This window comes from Thalassoglobus polymorphus, from assembly GCF_007744255.1.
In the GTDB taxonomy this organism is placed as follows: Bacteria; Planctomycetota; Planctomycetia; order Planctomycetales; family Planctomycetaceae; genus Thalassoglobus; species Thalassoglobus polymorphus.
Genome location: NZ_CP036267.1, coordinates 5783673 through 5810507 on the forward strand (window position 1 = coordinate 5783673; position 26835 = coordinate 5810507).

The following is a 26835-nucleotide window of genomic DNA, read 5'->3' on the forward strand; positions in this document are numbered from 1 at the left end:
CCCACTTCGAAAATCTCAACCCCTAGTTCCTAAATGTCCTGGCTGACGAATTTGATCCCGAGCTTTTTCCATCCCATGGGAGCGATCCTGTTCGCACTCATGATCCCGGTGATCATTTTCTACTTCCTCAAACTTCGCCGGACACGGGTTGAGATTTCTTCGCTGGCGTTATGGCAGCAGGTGATCAACGATCAGCGAGTCAACGCCCCCTTTCAGAAGTTCAAGCGGAATATTTTGTTGCTGCTGCAGCTTCTGTTGTTGTGTCTGATCGCTCTCGCAGCGATGCAACCGTACCTGCGAGGCAACGCGGAACAGCTGACATACCTGCCAATTCTGGTTGACGTCTCTGCGAGCATGGGAGGGGTGGATGAAAAGGGAGAGACTCGACTCGATCTTGCCAAGGCAGAGATCAGGGAAATTATCGATGGCTTATTGCCGAATCAGAAATTGACGCTCATTGCGGTCGGGGCTTCCGCTCGTCGATTGACAGAATTCACAGACAACAAACAGATCCTTCGCGACGCACTTGGCAAACTCGAAGTTCAGGATGTGCCTAGCCATGTCGTTGATGGATTACGACTCGCACAAGCTCTCTCACGAACTCAGGAGATTGAGTCGGTCCGGTTTTACTCGGATGGAAACCTGCCGACGAAGCCGAACCCGGCGACTGGAAAACCGATGGCAGAAGTCGATTTTGATTTGCCGTTCAGAGTCGACTTCTTTCAAATCGATCCCGCTGGAAACAATCTCGGCATCACCGCGCTCAACGCACGTCGTGCAACACCTGAAACCTGGGATGTCTTCCTTCGTGTCGAGGGAACTGCTTCGGGAAGTACAGAAACGGATGTCATTCTCAAAGCAAACGGAGAAACCGTGGGCGAAGAGCATCTTGTTCTCGGCCCCGGTGAAGCACAGCGTCTGGTCTTCAAAGTCGATGCTCAGGTCGATGAATTTCTCGAAGCGACTCTCAAACCGAACGGACATGATGCGATCAAAGTCGATAATCAGGCTTGGTTGAACTTACCGAAAGGGCGCGATGTCGATGTCTACTGCCCGGGTGAACTCACCACCTTTCGCCATGCCATTGAGGCGTTGGAAGGGGTTGATGTTTTCCCACTGGCTGACGGCAGTGTGAATGCTGCTGAGTTCGACTTGTTGATTTCAGACAAGTCCGACGACGTCCAAAAGTCGGCCAGCGTCGCAGTATTCATCGGAGTCGTCCCGGACGATTTGAAGGAACTGATTACCATTGAAGATCAGCAAGCGGAGGTCATTGACTGGCAGCGTGATGCTCAGATTCTACAACATGTGCAATTGAAGGAAGTGGTCATTTCCGAATTGCCAGTAAAGAATCAAGGTATCGAGGATCTTCACATTGAAGAACTCGGCTACACAATTTTAGCTCATGGCAATCGTGGTCCGTTGATCCTCAGCAAACGCGACGGAATTCGCGTTCAGTACTTCCTCCTCTTTCATACCGACCGATCCACGCTCCCTTACCGGGTTGGCTTCCCGGTTCTAGTCGCAAATATCATGACCGAAGCGATGCAGCGAGCATCCTTAACCGAAATACGCGCTCCATCGACTGGAGTCCTTCCGGGGCTCGAACTCGAAAAGAAAACCGCTTACCGAGTGACATCTCCTGATGGCAAGCATGAAACCCGAAGCAGTGATGACAACGGCGTCCTCAAAGGAATTTCAGCGACGATGGCGGGTGAATATGAAATTCGCCAAAGTGGAGAACTCGTTTCGAAGATCGGCGTTGGGCTTCTGAATGCGACAGAGACCAGGCTGGAAACCGTCGACACAATCACATTCAACGAACTCTCCGTTGAAGCTGAAGGCGAGCGGTTGCTCACAGACAAACCACTTTGGGAATGGTTTGCAGCGGTCGCGTTTTTTGTCTTACTCTTCGAATGGTGGTACTTCCAGAAGAAGCCAGCGGGAATTCCTGACTGATGTCAATCGAGCGACAGTTTCTGAAATCGTTCTTCGTCGGGACGGGCAAGCGGTCAGTTTCTTTCTCGCTGATGCTTGTTTTAGTCGGCTTCTTTCTCTGCACTGTCTGTACAAATTGTTGTCTCGCTCAAAAGAAAGAACTTGCGTTAACGATCGAAGTTGATATTTCGTCAAGCGTGAATCGCAGCGGAGGACCGATCCCTCTCACGCTGCGCCTCAACTACTTTGGAAGCAAAGCAGGGCTGGCGGGAAAATTGAGATTCCGGATGGTTTCTCAAAACGGGGCGCTCGTGGCAACGTATCTGTTTGAAGACCTGTTCATCCCCCCGGGTGAACAGACATACGAGTTCCTCATTCAGCCCCCCTCTTCGGCAGTCTGGATGGATGCTTACGATTTCTACCCGATCTTCGAAACACAAGAAGGCGAAATCTTCGCCTACCCCGAGCAGTTGCTGCGTCTTCCGGGAGCAAGTCGCCGATCAATGGTGATCACGATTGCAACTCTCAACAACGAACGTCTGGATGAGACGCAGAAAGAATTCGGTTCGGAACTGGCATTGGAAAAGAGAATGCCCTCCTTCGACACTGTTCGGCCAAATCAGAAATCGATCGTGACTCTCTCGCGCTCGTTGAGTGTACAAGATTTTCCGAACAGCGCACTCGAGCATTGCGTCAGCGATATTGTCATTTTAACCAAAGGAACTTTTGAGAAACTCAGTATCCGTCAAGGCGAAGCACTTCTCGCCTGGACACGTGCGGGAGGCTCGGTGGCAATCTTCCTTGAAGAAAAGGTGAGGTTGCCGGCAGAGAAAACAGACCTCCTCAACGAGTTTCTCAGCGCCCCTAAAGATGATCCACTGGTGTATCAACTCAGCGACGGAACATGGCAGTTCGCGAACGCTTCAACCGAAGCATTGCTACTGCGACGATGCAGTTTTGGTCGCGTCGCGGTCGGAGTTCGTCAAGATTCCCAGCTCCTTTCAGAGTTGTATTCCCCAAGCGATCGTCAAGAACTCTATTCGCATTTATGGAAACTTCGCAACGACCAAACCGAATCGATGATGCGCTCAAACGACGGAAACTGGTCGTTCGATCTGGCTCGACGTTCTGTCGTTCGAGACAACATCAATTTCAACAACATCAACGATCCCGGACTCGATCAGTTCCTCCGCCGATTTCGCCCGACTCCAACAATTTACGGGAACGGGCTCCTTGCAGAAACGCTTCCGGTCGGAATGCAAATGCTTCCGCTGTGGCTGATCGGCGTCACACTCCTGCTTTACATCATCGCGATCGGTCCGCTCGACTACTTCCTTCTGGGGGCATTAGGACTCCGGAAGCTGACCTGGATCTTCTTCCCTGTCGTGACAGTTCTCTTCACAGTGGGAGCAATCGTCTCTGCAAACCGCACGATGCAGGGCAAAGATGAAGGGGGACGGGTCATCATTCATGACATCACTCCAGACGGACTGATCGCTCGGGAGAATGAAATCGAGACCGTTGTCCCCAGGTCCGGAGGAATCCGCTACGTTGATGCCAAGCAAGAGTTGCTGACCCCGATCAACCCATTTCGCCTCGGAATCAGTCCCGACTACAACACTCAATATCGACCTCGACCGAGTGAGTCCGTTGAGGAAGCCCCACCACTCTTCCGTGGTCGTTTCCCCAGCGAGGCACAACTTGTGGAACAAGTTCACAAATGGTCTCCCAGAATGACTCGAAAGTTGCGGATCTCGACAACACCAACTCCCGAACCAAGTCGATTCGACTGGACACTCCCCATAAACCCGGAAGATCGAGACAGTTACCTGGAGCTAACGCGAAGAGTTCAAGCAGCTTTCGGAGAAAATGCCCACGCGATGTTCTTACAGACACGTCCATCTCAAAACAGTAACGAGCTGCACAACTTACCCGAAAAGATTGTGCTGCTGGGCCATGGAGATATCTTTCAAGATCCGTATTACGATGAGAGCAGGCTGGACCTGCCTGGCATGAACTCACCACTGAGGCAACGCCAAGACTTCCTGCAAGATTCCACCTACAGCGAACAATCAGGCATCTACTCTGTGGTGTCGCAGCTTTCCCCAAAGTGCGACGACTTCCTTGAAGACCTGCCAATCCTTGATACGTCTGAAAAGAGAACTTGGGTGTTTCTGATAGCTGTGCGAAATGAAAACGTCTGGAACATTTACCGGCAGTTCATCACGGGTACAGAAAACTAGAGCATCTTTCGCATTGGTGTTCAGGTTCTGCCTCGTGGCAAGCTGTCTATGAAATCATCGAAGTGAATTTCACGGGCACGACAAAAATTGAGAATACACTAATTTCGTGGGAGGGCTGGCTTCTCTGCCTGATCACGGCGGCGAAGTTTAGCGAGTTGCTCAAAGTATCTCCGGACCCGCTCTTCGTATCCGGGAAGATACGACTCGCTGTAAGTTCGGAGCAAGTCGTTGCGTTCCTGCTCAGGTAAATGTCCCCAAACGGAATCAACCAGATTTGAAGGAACTTTGATGTCCTCAGCACCTGCTGATTGATTCTGATCATCTCGCGGGGCCATTCCCGCGTTTCCCGCTTGCTCAGAATTTCCCGCGGTCTTTCCCGAATCGCCTTTGCCGTCGGAGTTCATCGGAGTTTGAGACGCGCTGGACTGTTTGCCTGCAGACTGTGAGACAAATTGCTCAAGCGCTTCAATCAGCTTTTTCTGAGCAGCCAAGCTTTCCCGAGTGACACCTTCAGCTTCGAGAGTCGCAAGGGTCTTTCTGGAGAGTTTCGTAATCTGCCCGGTGATCTCCTGGAGCGACTTCTGTTGATCGGTTCGAATTGTATCCTCTGCGCTCGCGGCTTGGGAAAGTACAATGAACACTAAGACGAGCAGCACCAAAACAGTTCGAGAACATTTGCATGTGTGCTCTGCGACAGCTTTTGGAAAGTTTTGTGATGTGAGGTAGTCCGACATTATTCAAACTTGATAGAGTGAGTGCGGTACATTCTGCTCTTCTTCATTGCCCGAATTTACGCCCGAAAATAATCGTTTCAGGTTTGGTTCGAGTTCCACAGTTTACCACACCCGACTGACCACCGTTCAAGTCAATTTCGAGATTCATTCAGAAATGTCTCCACCTCCACTCAGAGTACTTGTTGTGGCACGTGACCAGTCGGATCATGTGCAAGTCGCTCAGCGAGCACTCTGTGAGTTACTCACACAGCACGCTGGAATTGAACTTGTCGCGACACTGACCGCGAACGACGATGCATATGAGGACATCGATGCAGAGGTCGCTTTCGTTGTCGGAGGTGATGGGGCGATCCTCCGTGCCTGCCGCTGGTTTGGAACGACTCAAATCCCGATACTAGGTGTCAACCTGGGGCGACTGGGATTCCTGGCAGATCTTTCTCAGGAGGCGTTGCCTGAAATCCTTGATGAGCTGGCGAACAGAAAATTTGAAGTCATTTCACACTTGATGTTCGAATGCCATCACCGAAAGGCACTTGGAGGAAGTGAGTGTTACTTGGGACTGAACGAAACAGCTCTGCTTTCAGCGGCGTCGCTGTCGCTGATTGATGTGGAACTTGCGATTAATGGAGATCCCGTCACAACATACAGCGGAGACGGATTGATTATCAGCACGCCTGTCGGATCGACTGCACACAATCTTTCAGCTGGGGGGCCAATTCTGCGACAGGATCTTCGGGCGTTTGTGGTCACTCCAATCTGCCCGCACACACTGACCGTACGACCGATTGTCGATCGGGCTGATGCAGAATATCAAATCACTGCGCCTAGCGTTCCTGAAGGAGTGATGCTCGTGATCGATGGGCAAATCAAGGTTCCGTTCGAATCAGGCGATGTCGTAACGATCCGGCAAGCGAATGTTTCATTCCAACTTGTCCGAGTGGAGGGGCATCGTTTTTATCACACACTGCATCGCAAACTGGGCTGGGATGGTCAACCGAGATATCAAAGAGGTCGAATCGAGAGGGGGACAGCAGATGATTAACATAAAGTCAACAGCTTGATCAGCAGATTTTGCTTGAATCTGAGAAAACAGTTCAACTCTGGCTGTTTCTTCAATCAAGGTCTTTGATTTGTTTCGATGAACTGTAAGAATAACTATTAAGTTCAGCTTGACGACAAACTGCGGGTCTAGAGCATTTTAGGAAATGACGAGCGCGTACAGTCTCGTGGGGCACGGTCTTGACACTAATTCAAGACATTCTTCACGGACGCGAGAAACGCGAAAGAGTTCTAGTAAGTTTCGACTCGGAATGAACTCTTTGGAACATTCAACTTTACGATTCGAAGGGCAAGCCAAGATTTTGCCCAAGAGCATGTTCAGCCAAATACATATTCAATTGTTACGTTTCCTGATTCAAATCATTGGTGGCTCACCTCTGATCCCGATCCGTTCGTTGATTTATCAATACAAAATTCTTGATCTCAATGTTTCTCATCCGAGATCCCTCCCAATAGGTTTTCCCTACTTGCGGAGTTCTACCGAGGAGTAACTCGATAATGTCTTCTGAGAGTTCTGCATCCAAGTCCAACGGTCAGCCAGCGGGTTCCGCTGACGCGAAAGCTTTGCAAACGATGGAATCGGTCGTCATCCGATTTTGTGGTGATTCCGGTGACGGGATGCAATTGGCAGGAACCCAGTTTACAAACGTCTCTGCAGTCTTCGGAAACGACGTCAGTACATTGCCTGACTTCCCTGCGGAAATTCGTGCGCCCGCTGGATCACTTTTCGGAGTGAGTGGGTTCCAGGTCTGTTTCTCGAGTGGAGAAGTTTTCACTCCGGGAGACGAGGTCAACACTTTGGTGGCCATGAATCCGGCAGCTTTGAAAACAAACCTGGAGGACCTTCAACGAGGTGGCACGCTCATCGTCAATGAAGATGCCTTCGACAAGGGAAACCTGCAAAAAGCCCATTACGATTCAAATCCGCTGGATGACGTCGACGGAAACTTAGCTGCGTTTCGTGTCCACAAAGTCCCGATGACTCGCTTAACGCGAGATTCTGTCGAAGGACTCGGCTTGACGGTCCGTGAAGCAGATCGATGTAAGAACTTCTTCGCACTCGGACTCGTTTTCTGGCTTTACGATCGCGACTCCACACCGACCGAGGATTGGGTAAAAGAAAAGTTTGCCAAACACCCCAGTATCGTCGAAGCCAACTTGCGAGCACTCAAAGCTGGTTACAACTACGGATTTTCGACGGAACAGTTTACCGTTCACTATGAAGTTCCCTCAGCGGAACTTGAACCGGGACGCTACCGAAAGATTACCGGGAACGAAGCCGTTGCGATGGGCTTAGCAGCTGCCGCAAAGCTCGCAGAAGTAGAACTGTTCTATGGCGGATATCCAATCACACCGGCGAGTGACATCCTGCATGAACTCTCTAAGCTGAAACGATTTGGTATCAAAACGTTTCAAGCGGAAGACGAAATTGCAGCGATCACCTCAGTTGTCGGAGCGGCATTCGGCGGAGCGTTAGCAGTCACTGCCAGTAGTGGTCCCGGAATCGCGCTGAAGGGCGAAGGAATCGGCCTTGGTGTGATCACTGAGCTGCCAATGATCATCGTCAACGTTCAGCGTGGTGGCCCCAGTACAGGACTCCCCACAAAAACTGAACAGTCCGATCTCTTCCTGAGCTACTTTGGACGGAATGGAGACTGCCCGATGCCGGTCATCGCAGCACGCTCTCCTGCCGACTGCTTTCAGATGGCACAGGAGGCTGTCCGGATTGCTGTTGAATTCATGACCCCTGTCTTCCTGATGACGGACGGTTACATCGCTAACGGAGCTGAGCCCTGGAAAATTCCAGCGATCTCAGATCTCAAGAAAGTGAGCATCTCGCATCCTCAGGAATCCAACGGAAATGGAGATGGATTCCTTCCATATTTGCGAGACGAAAACCTTGTCCGTCCTTGGGCAGTTCCCGGAACTCCGGGGCTGGAACACCGCTTGGGCGGTTTGGAAAAAGCAGATGGTTCAGGAAACGTTTCATATGATCCTGACAACCACGACAACATGACTCGCATTCGTGCTCAGAAAATCATGAACATTGCTGAGTCGATTCCTGAGCAAGAAGTTGAAGGGCCAGAGTCAGGAGATTTGCTGGTCGTCAGCTGGGGCGGAACCTACGGAGCAGTGAAGTCCGCCTGCATGGAATCCCGTCGACAAGGAAAATCGGTGGCTCATTGCCATTTGCAATACATCCATCCTTTCCCCAAAAACCTGGGAACGATCCTGAAAAACTACAAAAAAGTCCTCATCCCGGAACTCAACGGCGGGCAAATGTGGATGATTTTGCGAGGCCTGTACCTTGTTGATGCGGTCAGCTTCAGCAAAGTGAAAGGAAAGCCGTTCCTGATCGGGGAATTGTGTGCAAAGATTGATGAGGTTCTGGAAAGTTAGCAGTGAAGAAACTCTCACGAATCCTTTGACACCATTGTGATTCAATCGTTTTTCGATCACATGTTCAGAGTTGAGTGAGAGCGAAGAAGTTTACGTTGCCGTTTGCTTTTTACTGATACAAGTTTGATTACTTAGGTGTATTACGATGTCAGCTGATACAAGTCTTCCAGTATTGACTCAAAAAGATTTCGCGAGCGATCAGGAAATTCGCTGGTGTCCAAGGTGCGGTGATTACTCGATTCTCGCTCAGATGAAGAAAGTATTGCCAACACTGGGCATTCCGAAAGAGGACATCGTATTCGTATCAGGAATTGGATGTTCCAGTCGCTTCCCGTATTACATGTCGACATACGGAATGCACAGTATCCATGGACGAGCACCGGCGATTGCCACAGGATTGAAAGTTGCCCGCCCGGAACTGACAGTCTTTGTGATTACCGGTGATGGAGACGCACTCTCCATCGGCGGGAACCATTTGCTGCATGCCTTGCGACGAAATGTTGACCTGAAAATCATCATGTTCAACAACCAGATCTATGGGCTCACGAAAGGTCAGTATTCACCGACCAGCCCATTGGGTAAGAAAACCAAAAGTACACCGTTCGGTTCAGTCGACCGCCCACTCAATCCGCTCTCCGTGGCGATCGGAGCAGGGGCGACATTTGTGGCTCGCAGTGCCGATGTTGACATCAAACACTTGACCATGGTGCTCGAACGGGCCGCCCGGCACAAAGGGTCTGCCTTTGTTGAAGTTTATCAGGATTGCAACGTCTTCAATTCCGGAGCCTTTGAGTTTGCCACCAAGAAAGACCAGAAGCAGGAAAACTGCATCTATCTGGAAAATGGTAAACCACTCATCTATGGAAATGATCGAGACAAGGGAATCCGCCTGACCGGAGCAGGCAACCCGGAAGTTGTAAACCTCAGCGACGTCAAGGAAGACGATTTACTCTTCCACGATGAGTCATCTGACGATCCGACACCGGCATTCCGCCTCGCTCAAATGCGCTGGCCAAATTCCCCCGAGCCAATGGGAATCTTCCGCAGTATCGACCGCCCAACATACGATGGCGAAGTCGATCGCCAATTCAAACAATGTATGGAACAAGGGACAGCCGATCTGGAAGCGCTGTTCAATTCCGGAGATACCTGGGACGTGAAACCGAAATAAGTTCGACGCTGAATTGCCGCCTTCAAAGTCCTCACCGTCGATCGCATTCATCACCAAATCTGTCGTCATCAGCCAAATGCTCTTCACTGCGGGGCATTCGCTGACGACGGGTGGGTTCCTCTATTATTTCGTCTATGAATTCAGCGCGTTTCGGTCGTCGCCATTCCTTTTAGCGGCACTCCAAATTGCCCCGGAATCCTGCGAAGCTCTCAGCCTGTTCACACGTCAAATCCTGCGATTTGTGAAGAGCCGAAAATGGTTGTGGGTTTCCTGCTTGATGCTAGCGCGGATCACAGCGTTACTCATCCCGGCAACTTTGCTTTTCGACGAAGACTCAAAGTACGCAGCGGTTTTGATTCTCGGCGCGGTCGCAGTTTGGCACCTGCTGCAAGGAATCGCCTATTGCAGCTACATCTCCTGGCTCAGTGATCTGGTTCCGGAAATGAACTGGGGGCGATTCTTCGCCAAACGGAAAATCGCTTCTCTGTCGATCGCGATCATTGTTCCAATCAGTGCTGGACTCGCTCGAAAAGCATGGATCAATGGGTTACCTGACGTTTGGAAAACTCGCAGCTTCGCCGCCATCTTTATCGTCGGAGCCGCACTGGTCATTGCTTCCATTCTTCCAATGCTATGGATTCCAGACCGTGCGATTCGAATTGAGCAGAAGTCGGCGGGCCGAACCTGGGGGGACTGGGCCTCTCTTTTTCGTAGTCAGTTCGGTTGGCTGCTCGCGTCTAGATGGTGGCTCGCCTTCTTTCAGGGGCTCACACAAGCGGTGATCTTCAAGTTCAGCGTGGACCTCCTGAAGATCAGCCTCAATGAATATTACATTCTTCTGGCAGCGATGCTTAGCCTGCAAATGGCGACATCATGGTACGCCGGTCTGCTGTGCGACCGTGGCCGGGATCGCCAACTTTTAATTTGGAGCCTGATCGGCGTGAGCTTCGCCATGTTTTTCTGGATGGCAGCTACCCCCGAGACAAAATGGATGGCAGGCGGAGCGTATCTACTTTGGGGCGGCTTTGGTTTTGTGAACATCGCCTTGCAGAACCTCACACTTAAGTTGGCACCATCTGGTGACAACACCTTGCACATCAGCCTGTCGCGACAAGGGAGCGGGCTCGTTGCTGGATTCGCTGGCTTGCTGGGAGGGCTTTGGTTGCAGGAGTTGTTAGAGAACTCAACCCATTCAGAGCTTCGCTCATACCAGTTGATCTTTCTGATCTCTTGGCTCGGACGATTAAGTGCCGCTTTCTGGCTGATCCCGCTGCAACAACCTGACGCGGAGCAAAAAGAAGAAACCACGCAGGTGCCGAGGCGCGCAGATTCAGATCGGAAAAAACCTTCTTCAAAAAATAGAATCCACATCCGATGATTGACTGAATCTGGAAGTCGTCGCCCCTTCGATCCCCTCGAATAATTTCGATCGTGCCGTTGTGGGTCTGTGGTTTCCCCGACTCAGCTGATACCACAAAGAGTTTCAGTCGCTTTCAGCCTTTTCGCCGATAAAGACGACTTCATCACCGACATGAATCGTTCCTCCTGACACGACTCGCGAAATCAGTCCACCATGGCCGCGCATCGCTTGAAACCCTCCTTCACCCAGATTTTTCTCCATCCGTGAGCAGGGAGCACATTCCCCAGCCCCCTCAAAGATCACATCACCGATGCGAAATCGATGCTTCTTTAGCGATGCCAGATTGATCCCTGAAACGACCAGATTTCGGCGCAGCAACTCGGGCTTCACTTCTCGATTGCTCAGAAACTGCGCAACCACCGCAAGATGTTCATATTGAAACATCGAGACTTGCCGCTCGCCGCCCGGCTTGTGTTCGCTGTGGTAATCTCCGACCAACCCGGTATCGACGCGAACTTCAACTTGTTTAACGGGTTGAATCACCGATTGTGACCGAGACGACAGACCGATCCATTCCAGCTTGCCGACTTGCGGAACAGTTTGGAGTAATTGGTGTAACATTGTTTGTCCCTTTTCGTTCGGTTTCAGAAAGGCAAATTCTTCACATGGCTTTCAACAAGGTGACGGAAGACTTCGCCCCGCTGTGCGTAATTTGCAAACTGTGAGCCGCTACTGCAAGCCGGTGAGAATAAAACCGCCTCTTCCGAGCCCACTCGCTGGACGGCCCACGTGAATGCTTCCGGTAATGTCTCGACGACAATCAACTCCACGGATCGGTTTGCCTGGCTGATCATTTCTGCCATACAGGGACCTGTTTCACCGATGAGGGCAACTGCTTTGGCTCGATTTGAGATGGCTTGGCAGAGAGAACTTAGATCGACATTCTTACTTTTCCCACCGGCAATGAGCACGAAGGGCGAGTCGATGGAATTCAAAGCAGCCAGCGTTGCTTCCGGGGTTGTCGCTTTTGAGTCATTGAGAAATTTCACACCGTGCACGGTAGCAACTTCTTCAAGTCGATGAGGCAACTGCTGAAACGAATTCAAACTTTGCTGAATTTTACTCAGCGAAATCGGAAATCGAGAACAGACGGCAGCGACGCTCGCTGCGATGTTTAATCTTTGATGCGGTGAGTTAAGCGAAACTGGAAGTGATCGGAAAAGAATCTCCTGCTCGTTCCCGCCAAAATTGATTACGAAGCGATCTTGCTGCAGCGAAACAGACGCTGAACCTGACGAACATTCAGCTCCAAAGAGAACTCGATCTCCGTGAGTTTCCCAATCGCGTAAACTTTCATGAAGTACAGAGACATCCCCGGGGAGTTGCCAGCTGAGTGCTCGCTGTTTCGCAGTGCGGTAGCTGTCCAAGCCACCATGCCAGTCGAGGTGATTGGGAGCGAAGTTGGTAACCACTGCCACTTCAGCCCGTGGCTTCAAGGCAACAAGGTGTTCCAATTGAAAGCTGCTCAGTTCGAGAACGACCCATTCATCCGGAGAGATGGTCTCCACGTCAGGGAGCAAGCTGATTCCGATGTTCCCACCGAGCCGACAGGAGACACCATTGGTACTGAGAAGGTGATGAATGAGTGCTGTCGTTGTCGACTTTCCCACAGTCCCTGTGACAATCAATCTCCTCGCCCGGCAACGTTCCCAGAAGAGGTTCATCTCCGTCGTGATTGGGACATTGTGATCCAGAGCGACTTTCGTAAAGCGATTTTCATGAATCGCAATGCCCGGATTCACCACGATCAAATCGGCATTCGCAAAATCCATCTCACGATGTTCTCCCAGGACAAGCTGGGAGAGTTGATCGATATCAACTTGAGAAAGTGACTCTGCGAGTTGCTCTCTTGTTTGCAAATCTGTCAGGGTAACTTCAGCGCCACGCTGCAAAAGGAAGCGGACCACACCAACTCCTCCACCGAATCGTCCGAGCCCCATTACGGTCACTCGTTTACCAACGAATTCGGTAGCAGAAGATGTCATGAGTTTTGCGGGTTACGACTCAAGAGGAAGGGTCACAGGAGCGTTCGCTTCAGCACTTCGCGAAACGGCTTCAACAAACTCCATGTATTTGACACCAGTTTTGAAGTCCGTCAGCGACACTTTTTTGTTTCCACGAATCGCGTCAACGAAGTCCTGCTCAACATTCCAGGAACCTTTTTCTTCCTCTGGAATTTCCATGAGCTGTAACTCCTTGTCATCTGCTCGGCCGCATGAGACTTTCTCCTGACCGTCGACAAATTCGACTTTGATAGTTCCTCGACTGCCGTAAAGATGGATCTGCAATCCCGGCCCAAACAGAGTGACACCACTGAGGTGGTACATGCAACGAACCCCACCTTTGAGCTCCGCCACGACTTGCAAACTGTCAGGGACGCCAACCTCGACAAAACAGTTCTCTTCAGGAAGCGGACGCGTCGGCTCAAAGAGTTCTGCTTGAGCGAAGACTTGCACAGGCTCGGGAGCCCATCGCATCAATGATTCATGCAGGATCCCCAGAGCAAGTGTGTTCTTCCCACTAAGCTCGGCATCCTGTCGCGGATGTAGTGGTTTGCTGTAATCCCAGAACTGGTCGTTGGCTCCCAGAACGATCACCTCGCGAAGGTCTCCAAGAAAATGTGTCTTCAGCAAGCTTGTGATTGCTGGACCGCACTCGAGTCCAAACGGACTGGGCACAATTTGTGCGACGAGTTCTGGATGAGCCTTGGACGCTTCCAGCATCTGTTTTGCTTCGTCGAGATTTCTGGCCATGCGGGCTTCAGTCAGAACATGCTTGCCCGCTTCCAGAGCAGCACAAGTGACTTCACAATGGAGATTCGGCCAGGTTCCAATGACAACGGCATCAATTTCTGGAGACGCGACCAGCTCTTGCCAGGTCTCGAATGTTTGCGGAATGCCGAACTCGTCAGCGACGCGTTGACTCGATTCTACGGTACTGTTCGCGACTGCTGAAATCTCGACCCCGTCAATCGCCTGAAGACCGGGGATGTGACGCACACGAGTATTTTCACCCGCTCCAATAAGCCCGATACGAATTGATTCTGACATAGCCAAGCACGCCTTTATAGTGTCCGCGGTGATAGTCGTCTGATCTTCTGAATATTCAGCTCGCGAGACAGAACCAGACAAACCGACTCGCGAATCGTATCAAAATCTGCAAAGGAGAGTTTCAATATTGTTGCAAATTGAGGCAGGCCAATCCCTGCATAATAATTCGCTGGGATAGTATCGACTTTTGGAAGCTGCAGGGAGTCTTGTTCAGAAGAACCGGAGAATCAGGAAAATTCACTGAACAAATTGACAGACATTTCGTTATATTCCGTATGGATCGGAAAATATTCTCTTTCAGTCTCGACAGAAGCAGGGAAAGGACCTCCCGGAATGGCAAGGAAGCAAGTCAATGTGGAGACTCTTCCGCAGTTGACCTCTATGTTCGACGAATGTGGATGGTCAGCGGTTTCAAGTGAAGTGAGCTGGTTTTCATTTCATGGGACTCTCCGCAGTATGCGTGAGCGGGTCCGATCCACTTTTCCGGAATATCCCGGGGTCTACGCCATGGTCAATGCTCAAGGGCATGTCGTTTATGTAGGGATGTCGAAAAAGCTTCCTAAGCGATTGCAGACCTATTTCTCTTCGACCACCAAACGCAAAAAGGAATCCTGGATTCGTCGTACAGCTGTCGGATTTTTGTGGCAACCGTTTCCGCATCCGTTGCTTGCGCGACTTCGCGAACGAGAATTAATTCGCCGATTTCGCCCGATGATCAATGTTCAAGGACATCCTGTACAAATGAAAGTCGGCTACATTGTCGCCACTCAGCAGACTGCAGAATCATTTCAACTGGTGACCGAAATCCCGAAACAGCATGCGGGCATCTGGGGACCGGTTCCCGTTAATCAATTGTCGAAGTCGGCTGTTGAAGAACTCAACATCCAGTTCGGTTTACGAGATTGCCCCAAGCGGACAGCGATGTATTTCGACGGAGACAAACAGGCTCCCGAGACAGTTCCGATTACGTGCATGCGAGCGGAATTGAAGACTTGCCTTGCTCCCTGTCTCGGCTCCTGCACAGAAGGAAAATATCAGCGAGCGTTCAAAAGTGCCAAGAGTTTTCTCAGCGGTCGCTCGCAAAAAGTGTTCAGCCAGATCGAAGAGGAGATGACGAAAGCTGCTCTGAATCGGCAATTTGAAGTGGCTGCCAAACTTCGAGATCGCACCAAAGGGTTCCGCTACGTGAACGATCACTTACGACGTTTTCACGACTGGAGCAGCCGAGCGAATTTCGTCTACCCCGTTCAGTGTGAGCTGTCACAGGCCGAACTTTGGATCATTGTCGTACGCGGAATTATTGTCGATGTCGTCCCGACTCCGAAAGAGACAGAGGATCGAACTCAGGTTGCGTCGATGATCGAGACTTCACGAAAACAGCTCAGCGGAGAGTCAGCCAAACGAAACGTCTCAGAACCGGGCGACTTTGAAGCTGCACGAATTCTGTTTCGCTGGTTTCAAAAAGAGAGTGACGAAACGCAAAAGCAATTCTCACTCGCGCAGGCATTAAAGCGACTGAACGCCCACAAACGAAAAGCGTCCTGAAGCTCAAAGAGTCACTTCGCTTCTAGAGCAGTTTGCTATACCGTGTGCCCATGAAGAACGCATTTTTCTTGTAAAAATGCTGTTCGCCACGAGGCCGAACCTGCAAACTAATTCGAAAGATGCTCTAGCGGAGAAGGAAGAAGATCAACACTTAAGTTCACTGGGATCGGGAGTTCATCTTTATCGCTTCGGACTTGAAAATATCCCCACAGTTCTGCTGTTCGCCCATCTTCAAGTGTGGCATCGATTCGGTAGCTGACCGGTGTGGGACGATCAAATGATCCGATCGAAACGAGTTGAGCCTCATTCGCACCGACACCCTGAATCTGATTCGGAACTTGAACCCAGGGCCCGTTGAGGTCTGTTTGAATTTGAATTTTGACTTCCTTGATGCCGACTCCCTCAGGCCAATTGAATTTGAGCGAAACCTCTTGCCCCGGTTGTGGAACGAGTGGTTGAACAATTGCATGAAACTCGCTGAAGAGTTTCAATTGTGGTGACGGCTCTGCGTGCTGTTCAGGATTCCAGTTCATGTGAAGTTTTTGTTCTCGATCGAGCCAGGACTCATTGAGCCAACCACGGTATTGCCCCATGCTCATCACCGATCCATTGCCCGGTTCTGGATGCGGAAGCCCAACCGTATGGCCGACTCCTTCGTGATAGATCACGCAATCGCTTCCCCTGTAGGGAACCCGCCAGCCATCGGCACTGACCAGCCCCCAACCTTTTCGCTGGTCTACGAGATAGGTCGCCCTGGCACCTCCGGAAGCGGCTCCGGGGAAGTGTTGTTGCCCGTTATAATTTCCCTCGAATTTGAAACCTGCGTCGTCCGGAACGAGTCGATAAAAATCGTCTAAAGGTCGCCAGTTGATCTCGGACAGAACGAGCAAAATCGGAAATGCAGGACTTTCGTTCTGGGCAAATTTCAATCGTCGATCTGTCTCACGGAGCGTCTTGAAAAAAATGGCGTTGGCGTCGCCCTCACGAAGTTGATCAGTGGTCAACTCTGAAACCAACGGAACTTCCTCCAGAACAGTTTTCAGAATTGATTGTCCACCGTATTCACGTCGATGAAACTGCTCGATCCGTTTGCAGTAGTAATCAACGCGGGCTTTCCAGTCTCGTAGCGGCTCGCGATCTTTGGGAACAAAGTAGACAACGCGAACTTCGATCTTTTCAATTGAATGCTTTCCATCCCACGTTCTCGGTTCGGCAGAGAGATGGGCAGCCCCCATCAGAACGAATATCACAAAAAACAGCGTGAGTATTTTGTGGAGTTGCATGTCGATGATAGTCCCGAAACAGTGAATGAGAGCGACGAACGTAACATGGGTGAACAGGCAATAGCCAATCATTCTCGAGGAAGGCGAGTGAGCGCTTCATCGCTGCCGACGACAACCAAGGTGTCGTTTTCACGGAGTTCCTCATCTGCACGAGGGAAGATCGTTTCCAGAACAGGTTCTTCTTCGGGGTTCGTTTTCTCCGCAGTTTCTCTGCGAATTACGACAAGATTGACCTCGTACCGGTTTCTCAAGGAAAGATCGCGAATCGTTTTTCCATGGAATGTTTTAGGAGCGCGAAACTCCATCAGCGTGAATCCGTCAGCCAGTTGAATAAAGTCAACCAGTTGTGGATTCGAGAGTTGCCGGGCGAGGCTTTCACCAGAAACTTTTTCTGGTTGAATGATTTTATCAGCACCAATTTTCTGGAAGATTTCCGCATGGAATTCTGACTGGGCACGGCAGATCACTTCAGGTATTCCGATTTGCTTAGCTAAGACCGTCGTCAACAATGCGGACTCAAACTGTTCCCCAATGGCGATCACACAAACGTCGACCTTATCTAAATCCTGGCTGAGTAAAACTGACTGATCCGTACTGTTTCCCCGGACAGCCACGTCAACGTCGTCTTTAATTTCGTTGACAGCCTTGCCGTCCCGGTCAATTGCGACGACCTGCACACCACTGGCAGAGAGCGTCTTCGCGAGTGTCATTCCAAATCTTCCGAGGCCTATCACGGCAATTTTTCTCATGTGGATGTCTCACTGAAATTGATCTGCGGTTGATTCGTAACGTTGTGCAAGTTTTCTCTGAACATGTGAACCACTGTTTCACCACTGTCCCTGTTACCCAAGTGTGACACGTTCAGTCGGGTATTCATAACGAGTTTGTCGACCTTCCCCGGCGAGCGCGAGCAGCAATGTGAGCGGGCCGATTCGCCCGAGGAACATAGCAACGATCACCACAATTCTTGAAGGGGCGGTGAGAGAAAATGTTGTAGAGGCAAATTCATTTGTATCCAGCTGAACCGTTGAAGAGACCCCGACCGTTCCGACGGCACTGGTCGCTTCGAACAAATGATCCAGAAACAACTCTGGGCGGCCTTCGAAAATGACAATCAAAATCGTTGTGACCATAACGGTCAGCAACGACGTAAAGACAATTGCTAACGCCCGGTTGACTGTTGTCTCCGAAATCGTTCGCCTGAAGGCTTCAACCTTTCTCCGTCCTCGAATCACGGTGAGTAATCCAACGGCTCCCACAGCGAAGACGATTGTCTTGATCCCGCCACCTGTCGAGCCGGGTGAAGCGCCGACAATCATTAAGAAAATAGCGATCAACTTTGTCGATGGCTGAAGTTCCCCAAGATCGACCGTGTTGAAGCCAGCTGTTCGAAACGTGACCGATTGAAACCAGGCGTCAGCAAGTGAAATTCCCGATTCATGCCCCGGACCTGTCCGCTCCAGCAGGTAGATCATCGCCCAACCGCCGAGCAGCAACACAATTGTGGAAGTCAAAACAAGTTTTGTTTCGAGTCTTAATCGCCGTCGCTGACGCGGAACATAGAACAACCGCGAACCTGTGAATCTCTTGAATTCGGTTCGAGCAAAAGTTGCAAGATTATACAGAACAGAGAACCCGAGACCTCCCGTAATAATGAGTGCAGTGATGACGCCGCCCACGCACCAAGTATTCCCCATCCCGACGAAACTGTTGTCCGTAAGCGCAAACCCTGCATTGCAGAACGCGCTGATGGAATGAAAGAGACTCATGAAGATCTGTTGCGAGAGAGGGAGATCCGCAAACATTGGCCACAACAAGATGGCACCGATCAATTCTGCAGCAAACGTGAATCCGAGTATGGCGTAAATCAGCCGACGAATATCGCCGACGCCATCTGAGGAGAGCAGGTCACGGAGCGTCGCAAATTCGCTGAGCCGCACATTCCTTCCAGCGATGACCGCGAAGAAAGCACTAAAAGTCATAATGCCCAGCCCACCGATCTGGAACAGACACATGATGACAAACTGCCCGATCGGACTCCAATACGTCGGAGTGTCGACAACAATCAAACCGGTGACGCAACTGGCGCTTGTGGCTGTAAAAAAGGCAACCAGGAAAGGGGCTCCTTCGAGTTCCACTTGGGGAGGGAATGCTCGACAGGCTGGCAACATCAACATGATAGTTCCAACCGTAATGAGCATCAGGAATGAAGCCACAAGCAAAAACGCTGGGTTCACTCCGCCAGAGGCAAACTTTCGCAGCCCGCGAATCGCCCCCGTCAATGAATACAATATGAGAACAAACTCAGAGAGATGAACCAGTCCCCACCAGCGAGAACCACCAAGCCCATCACCGTTGGTATCGGGCAAAATTGGACCAATAATCAGGACAGCGACGAGCCCCAATGACCAGGCAGCAGCAGCAACCACGGTCCACAAGTTCCGTTTTGCAAAGGACTGCTGAGCCAAACTCCAGCGAAATCGCATTAATGTTGAGACGCTAATGAACAGCATCACCAGAATCGGGACAACTCCAAGTTCCCAGGGAATGATTCCCGATCGTCGCAAGCCATGACCGATCACAATGACTGTTGATCCAATCACTTGTGACGTCGCATCCATCCGCCGCAACCACTTCACCCGCGCTGGGTAACGTGTCGGCTTTGAATTCCATTGCTGTGGAAGCGACTGACCGGATTTCATTCGTATCGATATATTTCAAGCATCATTAGAAATCAAAGTGGACAAAGAATATTGCCATCGAAAGATGAAACAGTATCCAGTCGCCGACGATTATCAAAGTCTTTCGCGCCCAAGAATTGCGAGTGCATACGCACAAGCAGTCTGAGAATGTACCGGCCCAATCATCTGCGAGATTGAAAAGCACTCTTGCTCCAGCAGGTCCGGGAAACATTCAGACAACATTTTCTTAGCGAGGAACTCCCCCTCTCCAGAGAGAATAATCGTTGAGGGAACCATTTGCAGACGGCCGAGAACAGAGGCCATCGCAGTCGACAGGCTGATGAGTTGGGCGATGCGAACCTGGCGGGCGATCTCAAGAATTTCACGATCTGAAAGTTGATCAGAGTCGGAACAGACCGACCGGGCGACTCGGTTGAGCGATTCTGGAATCGTCAGAGGGCGAGAGTTCGCAGTCTCCAGATCATGCAGATTCTCCACACAATCACCGAGCAAGAGAGAGACATCGTGAGCTGTTGCAAACAGTTCGGCAGCCAGAGGAGTTGTTTGTCCGCGAACTTCGACAGACGGGGTGATTGCAAAAAGTGGAGTTCTCCGGACACCTGTGTAGACAAGCTCTCCCGAGCTGAGGCGATCAAGATCAGTCATTCCTCGCGGAACTGGAACTCCGGATTCAATCGGAATGAAATCTGTCGTCGTGGAGCCGATATCTATCAACAGGGACGAGGTCCCAGACGCGGCAGCCCGGCCAGCCCAGGTTGCTAAAGCATGCCAGTTTGCCGCAGCGACGAGTTCCGGAAATTCGACAGCTTCTTCAGGAGTAAAAAATTCTCCACCGGTTTGCCAGACTGAGACTTCCCGTTCACCAGCTGCGATTTGAACTGATTCGACAATATGACGCACTCCAGCATTGCGGGTCGGAAAGCAATCTGCGAGTTCGCCAGTCATTGTCACAGCGAGTTTCGAACTTTCTGGATACTCACCAAGTAAGCTTTGAATAGCATCAGCGAGTTGATCGGGTGATTTCCAAAGCGGAAACGGGCGTGACATCGACGTCGCCCCGTCAGAAATTTTGAGGTTCGCGCCTCCGATATCAATACCAACCACAGTCACGTTCATTCCTATTGAGGGTTCGCCCTTGGGTTTCTCCGTTCGGCTGGAAAGTAATGTGTCGCACCCAGTCGATCTTGGCAGCATCTGGGACTTCGAAAAAACACTCTGCGAGATTCGTCTTTGTCATCTTGCGGTAGCCGACATAGCTTGTTGTCAATCGAGGATTCACTTCAACGATCACCACTTCCCCCGCCGAGGTGAGAATCATGTCGACACCGAAGTACCCGTTCAACCCTGTCACGGAATCAACGAGCGATTGAACGACCTGAGTCGCAGCCGACCGCTTCGCAGTGACCAAAGGAATTTCTCCTCCCTGATACTGAAATTGTCCATCTTCCGAAAGGTGCTGTTTGGCGATGGGCAAGCAGAGCAAGTCGCCTGTTCCTGCATTATGAAAACATCCCATGGAGCATGGCTGTCCAGAAATGAAGGGTTGCCAAATCGTATTTTCGACTGGCCTGATTGATGCGGCCCGGGCTTCTTGTTCTGAGAAAAGTTGAACACCTGATGAACCTGCACCGTCTCTTGGTTTTCGGACGTAGTGACTCGACATAGGAAGTTCTTCCAAGTCCGTGGACGTTGGAATCGTCGTGATCTTTGCTTGCTCAAGATGTTGCGCGAACAAGAGCTTCTCACCACAGAGATGAATCGCAGCTGACGACGAGTTCAGAGAACGGCAATTGCTTCGCTCTACGAGTTCACACAGCTGTTGAAGTCGCATCCCGGTTTCAGGGGCGACGACTAGAGCGGCGTCACAGTGCTTCAACGTCTCTGCAAATGCCTCATCGGCTTGCTCTTCCCTGACATTCACAACCTGAAGATTATGAATGTCTTGAAACGGAGCTGTTCCGTGCCTGACATCCCAGTGAGTGATCAGTTGAAGGTTCGTTCCGAAAAGAGTGGAGGGCATGAGAGAGAAGTCGTGGATCAGCGCGTTCAGCATCGCCAATCCCTCTCTCTTCAGCGATGGAAACTCCAGAAACTCGTCGCAACCTCCCCCGCAAAGATCCTCGTAAAGAAACAACCGCATTCCCGATTCCTGTTGAGACCGTGTCCATGAACACGAGTCACACGGAAGTGTTCTAGAATCCAGATTCGCTTCCACGGTATTGCTGATGGCATTCCGCGCAGGTGACTTGGATTTGATCCAACCCGGCCCGGAAGGATTCGTAGTCTTCAGCTTTTACCGCTTCCGCACCGTTCATCGCCCCTCCGACAAACTTGGCAATGAAATCCTGATATTGCTTTGCGTCTGCGTTGTCGTAACTCTCGGTCCCCATCATTGTTCCCAATGCAGCCAAAATACGGAGTTCTCTTTCGACACCGGGGAGATCTTCTTTCATTCGAGCCTCGGTGTTGATGTTTGCCTTGAGATTGCTGAACGTTATTTCGATTCGCTGCATCATGTCTGAGACATAAACGACATCGGCGAACGGGACGACTTCTTCGACATCGTCACCCAAATCGACGTTTCCGCCGTCCATGGCTGTTTGCAACTTGAAAAACGGATCTTCGACGGACTTGAACGCGGTGCGTCCCGACTCTCCTGAATTCGAATAAATTTCGTACCCGAGATCACGAATAAACTTTCCTCGCTCTTTCCAGGCCTCAGCATCTGGATGAACCGTCGTGATCGCTCCCATGGCAGAAATCATGGAACCATCGAGGGCAATCGCTTCGGCACTTCGATTGTATGTTGCGACAGTTTGAAGGTTTCCGGTTAGACGTGTCCGGATCGTTTTAAGCTCTTCAATAAGAATGGGCATCGGCAGGACCGCAGCCCAGTCAGCTTTCCCTGCCGCTGAAGGACTTCCGCCAGTTTCAGGAGCGGGAGAATTTTCCTTCGGAGCCATTCCCTGAGGAGAAGTTCCCGGATCAACAACACTCGCTGGTGCCGTCCCGCCAATAGCTGTGCTGTTCGCAGCCACGGTCAACGGTTGATCGTAGAAGACATCGTAAGGAATGTCCCCGATCCACTTTGTTTCCTTGCGGTCCGGATCAACTTTTGAATCCGAAGCAGCGGGCTGAGCCGGCTGCGGTGTTGTCGCCGTAGTGACCTGTGCAGGAGCCGGAGCTGACGAGGCGTTACTCTCAGGTGGAGTGCTATCAGCCCCTCCGCCGCCACAACCTAAAATTGTGAAGGGGAGAACTGCCAACAGACTAAATGCGATTCGAGGAATCTTTCGCATGAGAATCAACTCCGCGCTGTGCTGAATATCAATGAGATGAATTGATCACCCGTAAAATCACGATGAACAGCCAAAGTATGATGGTTGTGACAATCGTGTTTGAAAGACTGATCGTGCTTATTCAAGGTGAAATAGCCAATTCCGACTCACCGGAACTGGAATCTCTCTTGCAATTCTAACAGTTTACCGGAATTGTTATACTAGATTGTAGTCTGTTCCACGCTCAAGGAAGCAAAAGTTTTCCGCTGAGACAGATTCATTTGCGGAGAGACCTGTTGATTTCCTTGAGAGTTGGCGTTCGAGTCTAGTATTGAACGCTGATACCATGTCCCAAGGATGCGGTGTTCCCGCAACAGATCGAGGATTTCATCTTCGCATTGAATCTCCGATCAATCCCATCAATTCAGCCTGAAATCACAATTATGGACTTTCGCAAGTGCCCGGCCTGCCAAGCCTCTGTTCTTGAAGATGATGTCGATGACTGCCCATTTTGCGGGGCATCCATGTCTGGCAAGCCGAAGCCTAAGACGACCAGCCCAAAAGCACCTTCGAAAGCATCGTCGGGAACAAAAGCAACAACGGCGAAAGATCCCGGACAGAAATCATCCAAGTCGGCAACTGGAAGTGCGAAAGCAAAGCCATCTTCCAAAGCAGCAGGAGCGGCTCAGAAAAAGGATGATGACGATCCTTTTGAAGTCGACACGTTTGCTGTCAAAAAAGCGATCAAGCTGGCTCCACGCCCAACCAAAACCCGGACGTATGAAATCATCTGTCCGATGTGTGAAACCAAGGGCTACATGCTCCCTCAGGATGCCGGGAAAGATGTGCAGTGTGCCAACCCGGAATGTCTCGTCCCTGTATTCAAATCGAAACGTCCAAAGGTCGAAGCCCCACCAGAAGAAGAGAGCGACAACAAAAAAACAATCATCATCGCAGCCGCAGCTGTCGTCTTACTCGGCGTCGGCTTTGCTGTTTTCAGCATGCTGAGCCCGAAGGATCCGGTCGTCAACAACGGAGGTTCCCAGATTCCGGATCCGAACGGACGCACCGTCGATTGTGACAACTGCCCCACTGTCGTTGACTGCGACGACTGCAAACCCGAAGAGATTTCACTATCCGAAATCAGAAGTGAGTCGCTGGGGAAAATTGAAAATGCCGTTGGCGGCAAAGGAAGCGGCAATCAAAATCCGTTCATCGGAAAACAGATGACCGCGCAAGCGTTCGCCGTTTCCGGCCAAATCGCTGAAGCTCAGAAACACCTGAAACGTTTACGAGAAGGAGGAGTCTCGACCGGATACCTTCAATTGCAGCCAGCAGCTGACATTGCCTGGGCTCAACTCAAAAAAGGTGACACCGAAGCAGCGACAACCACTGCGATGAATGCAGTCGCAGAAGCTCGCAAAGTTCCATTGAACCTGAGACGAACTCTCGGAAACGTCCGCTCCTCACTTGATGCAGCCACTTCAATCACAGCAGTTCTTGTTGCGGTTGGGAAGCAGGATGAAGCTGCGAAGTTCATCTCAGAGCAAGTCAGAGACGCGGAAGGAGACCTTGGATTTCGTGGGAAAGCCTCTGCGTTATGGAGAGCAGCGTATGACTCGCATACGTTCGATATCGGCTTGGAAGCCTCTCGCCCCTATCACCTTGTGATGCCGGAACCATTGCGAATGAGTGTCATCGAAACGCTCGTCGCCAAAGGTCAGGAAGCCAAAGCATTCGCGGTCATCTCCACCGCACAATCAGTTTCCGGAACAGATGCCTGTCGCGCCAGCTGGGCAGGGCGACTCGCAGAAATGAAACCGGAGACCGTCATCGAGGCCGTTTCCGGCAAAGAATCAGGCGTCTCCGCGACTGGCCTCACGCGAATGTGGGCTGCTGTTGCATCTCATTTGAAAACCAAGAATCAGGATCAGGCCGCCCAGGTCGCATTCGATAAAGCAATCGCTGCAGCCGCGAAGATTCCTGAACCGAAACCGGAAAAGTTTCCTTCCATGAAGGAAATTTACAACTCGTCTGGAAAAGCTCATCTGGGACTCAGCAATCCTGCTGAAGAACGATCTTCGGCAATGGCATGTGCCGATATCGCCTTGGTCAGTGTTCAATTTCAAAAAATGGACCAAGCCAAAGAGTACATGGAAAAATCAATGGCTTACGCCCGAGCGACCTCACCCAGCCCCGTGAAAGCTCAAGAGGTTCTTGACGAATGCCGGAACCAAAGCTCTGTTCAAAGCCAGTTGCAAAGAACGCTCGACCTGAGTTCTTCCCAAGTCCGTGGAGCCTTTATTCGGTACCGCAAACAGTGTCAGGATCTCAAGGCTGCAGCCGATGCTCGATTTCAGTTTCAAGTGGACTTACTTCGTGGAATTGCGAAAGCGGGACTACTTCAGGAAACCTGGGACTACGCAATCGCACGTCATGAATTGACCGACAGCATGGAACGAGAACCGTTTTTGGACAGCTCACTTCCCGGCCTGTTGATTGTGCTCGCAGAATTGGAGAACTCTCAGGATCTGAAACAGAGTATCTACGTCGCCTTTAAGGACAGGCCTGAATTCGATGCTGTCGACAGCGGAACCGGCGCGATTCGTGTCGACTTCCAAAAGGGGAACATGCGAGCCGCAGCCGATAATCTCCGAAAGTTCTATCGGTCCAAATCGGCACACGAAGCACGTGATCGTTCAGATATGATCGCGCTGGAAATCATTGGGAAAATCCAACAAGAAAGATCGGTCAAAGAAACGTTCGATTTCCTGACAACACTATCTGACCCCGTTCTGCGGCAAGATGCGTTCCTGCTCTTCGCAGCACATACCACCCAAGCTGAGTCCGCTCCTCAGCTTTGGAAAATCCTCAATACACAAAGCATTCGAGACCTTAGCGGTCTTGAACAGGGTGCGGTCTATCTTGGTTTTGTCACTGCAATTCCAGCACAGTAACACCCGCAGCGGCAGCCAACTTTCACCGTACTCCCTATCCCTGATTCCGGCGACTGGTTAACCGACGCCAGGCACGAAATCCGTTGTAGAAAAGTTGATCCCTCAACTCGCTTTTCCCAACTGGCCAAGGTGAAAAACCTTTGTCCCGCAAGGCTGCGTTCGTCTGGTACAAAGCTCGTCGTCGATCAAGGTCTGGAGTTCGGAAGGTGATACTAAACGAAATCGAAACAGTTTCTCCATTCTTCACCCAGTGCGGGAACGTAACGGGAAAATGCAACCCTTTTCCTGATTGAAGATCAAAGGTCCATCCGCTCTCCTGGTGCTCCGTTCGGAGTTTGAGGTTTCGCCCACGATCAGAATAAAACTGTTCCAGGTCTTTCTCACCAACGATCGACTTCTCTCGACCATCGAGCATTCTCACTTCCTTGCTGCCTTGAATCTGCAGAAGGAAGTTGTGTTCCGGATCGATATGGTACGGTGTCACTGAGCCGGGTGAGGTGATGAAGACAAATGCCTGCGGTTGCGTCATTCCCGGCGCAATTGGATCAGTATAAGGACGTAACTGATCCAGACAGACGTTCAGAAGCTCGCGATAAGCGGGGTCTTTCTCAGCGTACTTGATGACCATCCAGGATTCGCACTCTTCAATGCGGCGAATCGTTTCGACCGGAGAAAGACCATTTCGAGGCGTCAGGCTCGGATCGATGCTCACCGGCAAATTCCCTGCATTATATTCAATGCACTCTTCCGGTAATGTCTTCGTGAGATCAATCAAACGATCAAGCTGAAACAAAGGATGTTCACACAATGCGTGGTCAATGAAAAATGGCTCACGCGAGAACTTCGTTTCGAAGTCAACCGGATTCAAGGAGAGAAGTTCTTGAGCCTCAAAAATTTCGCCTGAGGTTTCGCCCGAGGTTTCGATTGTCTGGTTCACTTGCTTTGAAGTCGTGGATGACATTTTCTCTCTCCAGAAAGATTTTTTGACTGTACAGATCGAGCTGAGGAACGGTCCGAAACCTGAATCTGGCCTCTCGAACACAAAAAGGGGCCTT

The 26835-nt window shown here is 50.9% G+C and carries 19 protein-coding genes; 8 read left to right on the forward strand and 11 right to left on the reverse strand.

Translation table 11 applies throughout. From position 1 onward, the window contains the following. The first annotated feature begins 33 nt into the window (after positions 1–33). Both Mal48_RS20930 and Mal48_RS20935 read left to right on the forward strand, forming a co-directional pair. Complete coding sequence (locus Mal48_RS20930) at positions 34–1959, forward strand: vWA domain-containing protein (protein WP_145204400.1); 1926 nt, start codon at positions 34–36, stop codon at positions 1957–1959. Beyond that, positions 1959–4181 carry a hypothetical protein gene (locus tag Mal48_RS20935; RefSeq protein WP_145204402.1) on the forward strand — a complete coding sequence of 741 codons (2223 nt, stop codon included), beginning with the start codon at positions 1959–1961 and terminating at the stop codon, positions 4179–4181. Before Mal48_RS20930 ends, Mal48_RS20935 begins: the two co-directional genes overlap by 1 nt. Before the next feature lie 98 nt (positions 4182–4279). On the opposite strand, the gene Mal48_RS20940 is transcribed toward Mal48_RS20935, so the two are convergent. Then, positions 4280–4915 (reverse strand): hypothetical protein, encoded by a 636-nt coding sequence (locus Mal48_RS20940; RefSeq protein ID WP_145204405.1) that lies wholly within the window; start codon positions 4913–4915, stop codon positions 4280–4282. A gap of 184 nt (positions 4916–5099) precedes the next feature. Here Mal48_RS20940 and Mal48_RS20945 point away from each other — a divergent pair, with 184 nt between their 5' ends. From Mal48_RS20945 to Mal48_RS20960, 4 genes are all read left to right on the forward strand, one after another. Then, the gene (locus tag Mal48_RS20945) at positions 5100–5957 is read left to right on the forward strand and encodes an NAD(+)/NADH kinase (RefSeq protein ID WP_231739761.1); all 858 of its coding nucleotides are present in this window, start codon (positions 5100–5102) and stop codon (positions 5955–5957) included. A gap of 515 nt (positions 5958–6472) precedes the next feature. Continuing rightward, the gene (locus tag Mal48_RS20950; protein ID WP_145204411.1) at positions 6473–8374 is read left to right on the forward strand and encodes a 2-oxoacid:acceptor oxidoreductase subunit alpha; all 1902 of its coding nucleotides are present in this window, start codon (positions 6473–6475) and stop codon (positions 8372–8374) included. 145 nt (positions 8375–8519) lie between these two features. Continuing rightward, positions 8520–9545 carry a 2-oxoacid:ferredoxin oxidoreductase subunit beta gene (locus Mal48_RS20955; protein ID WP_145204414.1) on the forward strand — a complete coding sequence of 342 codons (1026 nt, stop codon included), beginning with the start codon at positions 8520–8522 and terminating at the stop codon, positions 9543–9545. Positions 9546–9558: 13 nt separating this feature from the next. Beyond that, on the forward strand, positions 9559–10923 hold the full coding sequence (locus Mal48_RS20960; RefSeq protein ID WP_145204418.1) for an MFS transporter: 1365 nt from the start codon (positions 9559–9561) through the stop codon (positions 10921–10923). Between the two features lie 105 nt (positions 10924–11028). Here Mal48_RS20960 and Mal48_RS20965 read toward each other — a convergent pair whose 3' ends face one another. The 3 genes from Mal48_RS20965 to Mal48_RS20975 are packed head-to-tail and all read right to left on the reverse strand — an operon-like array spanning position 11029 to position 14015. Continuing rightward, on the reverse strand, positions 11029–11526 hold the full coding sequence (locus tag Mal48_RS20965) for an MOSC domain-containing protein (protein ID WP_145204421.1): 498 nt from the start codon (positions 11524–11526) through the stop codon (positions 11029–11031). A gap of 23 nt (positions 11527–11549) precedes the next feature. Continuing rightward, on the reverse strand, positions 11550–12950 hold the full coding sequence (murD, locus tag Mal48_RS20970) for a UDP-N-acetylmuramoyl-L-alanine--D-glutamate ligase (RefSeq protein WP_145204424.1): 1401 nt from the start codon (positions 12948–12950) through the stop codon (positions 11550–11552). Between the two features lie 12 nt (positions 12951–12962). Then, positions 12963–14015: a Gfo/Idh/MocA family protein gene (locus Mal48_RS20975; protein WP_145204427.1), complete on the reverse strand. Its 1053-nt coding sequence runs from the start codon at positions 14013–14015 to the stop codon at positions 12963–12965. A 333-nt stretch (positions 14016–14348) separates the two neighbouring features. Here Mal48_RS20975 and Mal48_RS20980 point away from each other — a divergent pair, with 333 nt between their 5' ends. Further along, positions 14349–15560, forward strand: a complete 1212-nt coding sequence (locus Mal48_RS20980; RefSeq protein ID WP_145204430.1) for a GIY-YIG nuclease family protein — start codon at positions 14349–14351, stop codon at positions 15558–15560. Positions 15561–15667: 107 nt separating this feature from the next. Here the strand turns inward: Mal48_RS20980 and Mal48_RS20985 are convergent, their stop codons facing one another. From Mal48_RS20985 to Mal48_RS21010, 6 genes are all read right to left on the reverse strand, one after another. Next, the gene (locus tag Mal48_RS20985) at positions 15668–16843 is read right to left on the reverse strand and encodes a hypothetical protein (RefSeq protein WP_145204433.1); all 1176 of its coding nucleotides are present in this window, start codon (positions 16841–16843) and stop codon (positions 15668–15670) included. A 68-nt stretch (positions 16844–16911) separates the two neighbouring features. Then, the gene (locus Mal48_RS20990; protein WP_145204436.1) at positions 16912–17592 is read right to left on the reverse strand and encodes a potassium channel family protein; all 681 of its coding nucleotides are present in this window, start codon (positions 17590–17592) and stop codon (positions 16912–16914) included. Between the two features lie 93 nt (positions 17593–17685). Continuing rightward, positions 17686–19545 (reverse strand): TrkH family potassium uptake protein, encoded by a 1860-nt coding sequence (locus Mal48_RS20995; RefSeq protein WP_145204439.1) that lies wholly within the window; start codon positions 19543–19545, stop codon positions 17686–17688. Positions 19546–19638: 93 nt separating this feature from the next. Beyond that, the gene (locus Mal48_RS21000; protein ID WP_197441882.1) at positions 19639–20661 is read right to left on the reverse strand and encodes a hydantoinase/oxoprolinase family protein; all 1023 of its coding nucleotides are present in this window, start codon (positions 20659–20661) and stop codon (positions 19639–19641) included. Then, entirely contained in the window at positions 20636–21685 is a 1050-nt protein-coding gene (locus Mal48_RS21005) for an ATP-grasp domain-containing protein (protein WP_145204445.1), read from the reverse strand. Before Mal48_RS21005 ends, Mal48_RS21000 begins: the two co-directional genes overlap by 26 nt. A 52-nt stretch (positions 21686–21737) precedes the next feature. Next, the gene (locus tag Mal48_RS21010) at positions 21738–22844 is read right to left on the reverse strand and encodes a hypothetical protein (RefSeq protein ID WP_145204448.1); all 1107 of its coding nucleotides are present in this window, start codon (positions 22842–22844) and stop codon (positions 21738–21740) included. Positions 22845–23266: 422 nt separating this feature from the next. On the opposite strand from Mal48_RS21010, the gene Mal48_RS21015 reads away from it, so the two are divergent. Then, positions 23267–25780, forward strand: a complete 2514-nt coding sequence (locus Mal48_RS21015; RefSeq protein ID WP_145204451.1) for a hypothetical protein — start codon at positions 23267–23269, stop codon at positions 25778–25780. Between the two features lie 34 nt (positions 25781–25814). Here Mal48_RS21015 and Mal48_RS21020 read toward each other — a convergent pair whose 3' ends face one another. Then, positions 25815–26741: a JmjC domain-containing protein gene (locus Mal48_RS21020; protein WP_145204453.1), complete on the reverse strand. Its 927-nt coding sequence runs from the start codon at positions 26739–26741 to the stop codon at positions 25815–25817. Positions 26742–26835 lie beyond the last annotated feature (94 nt).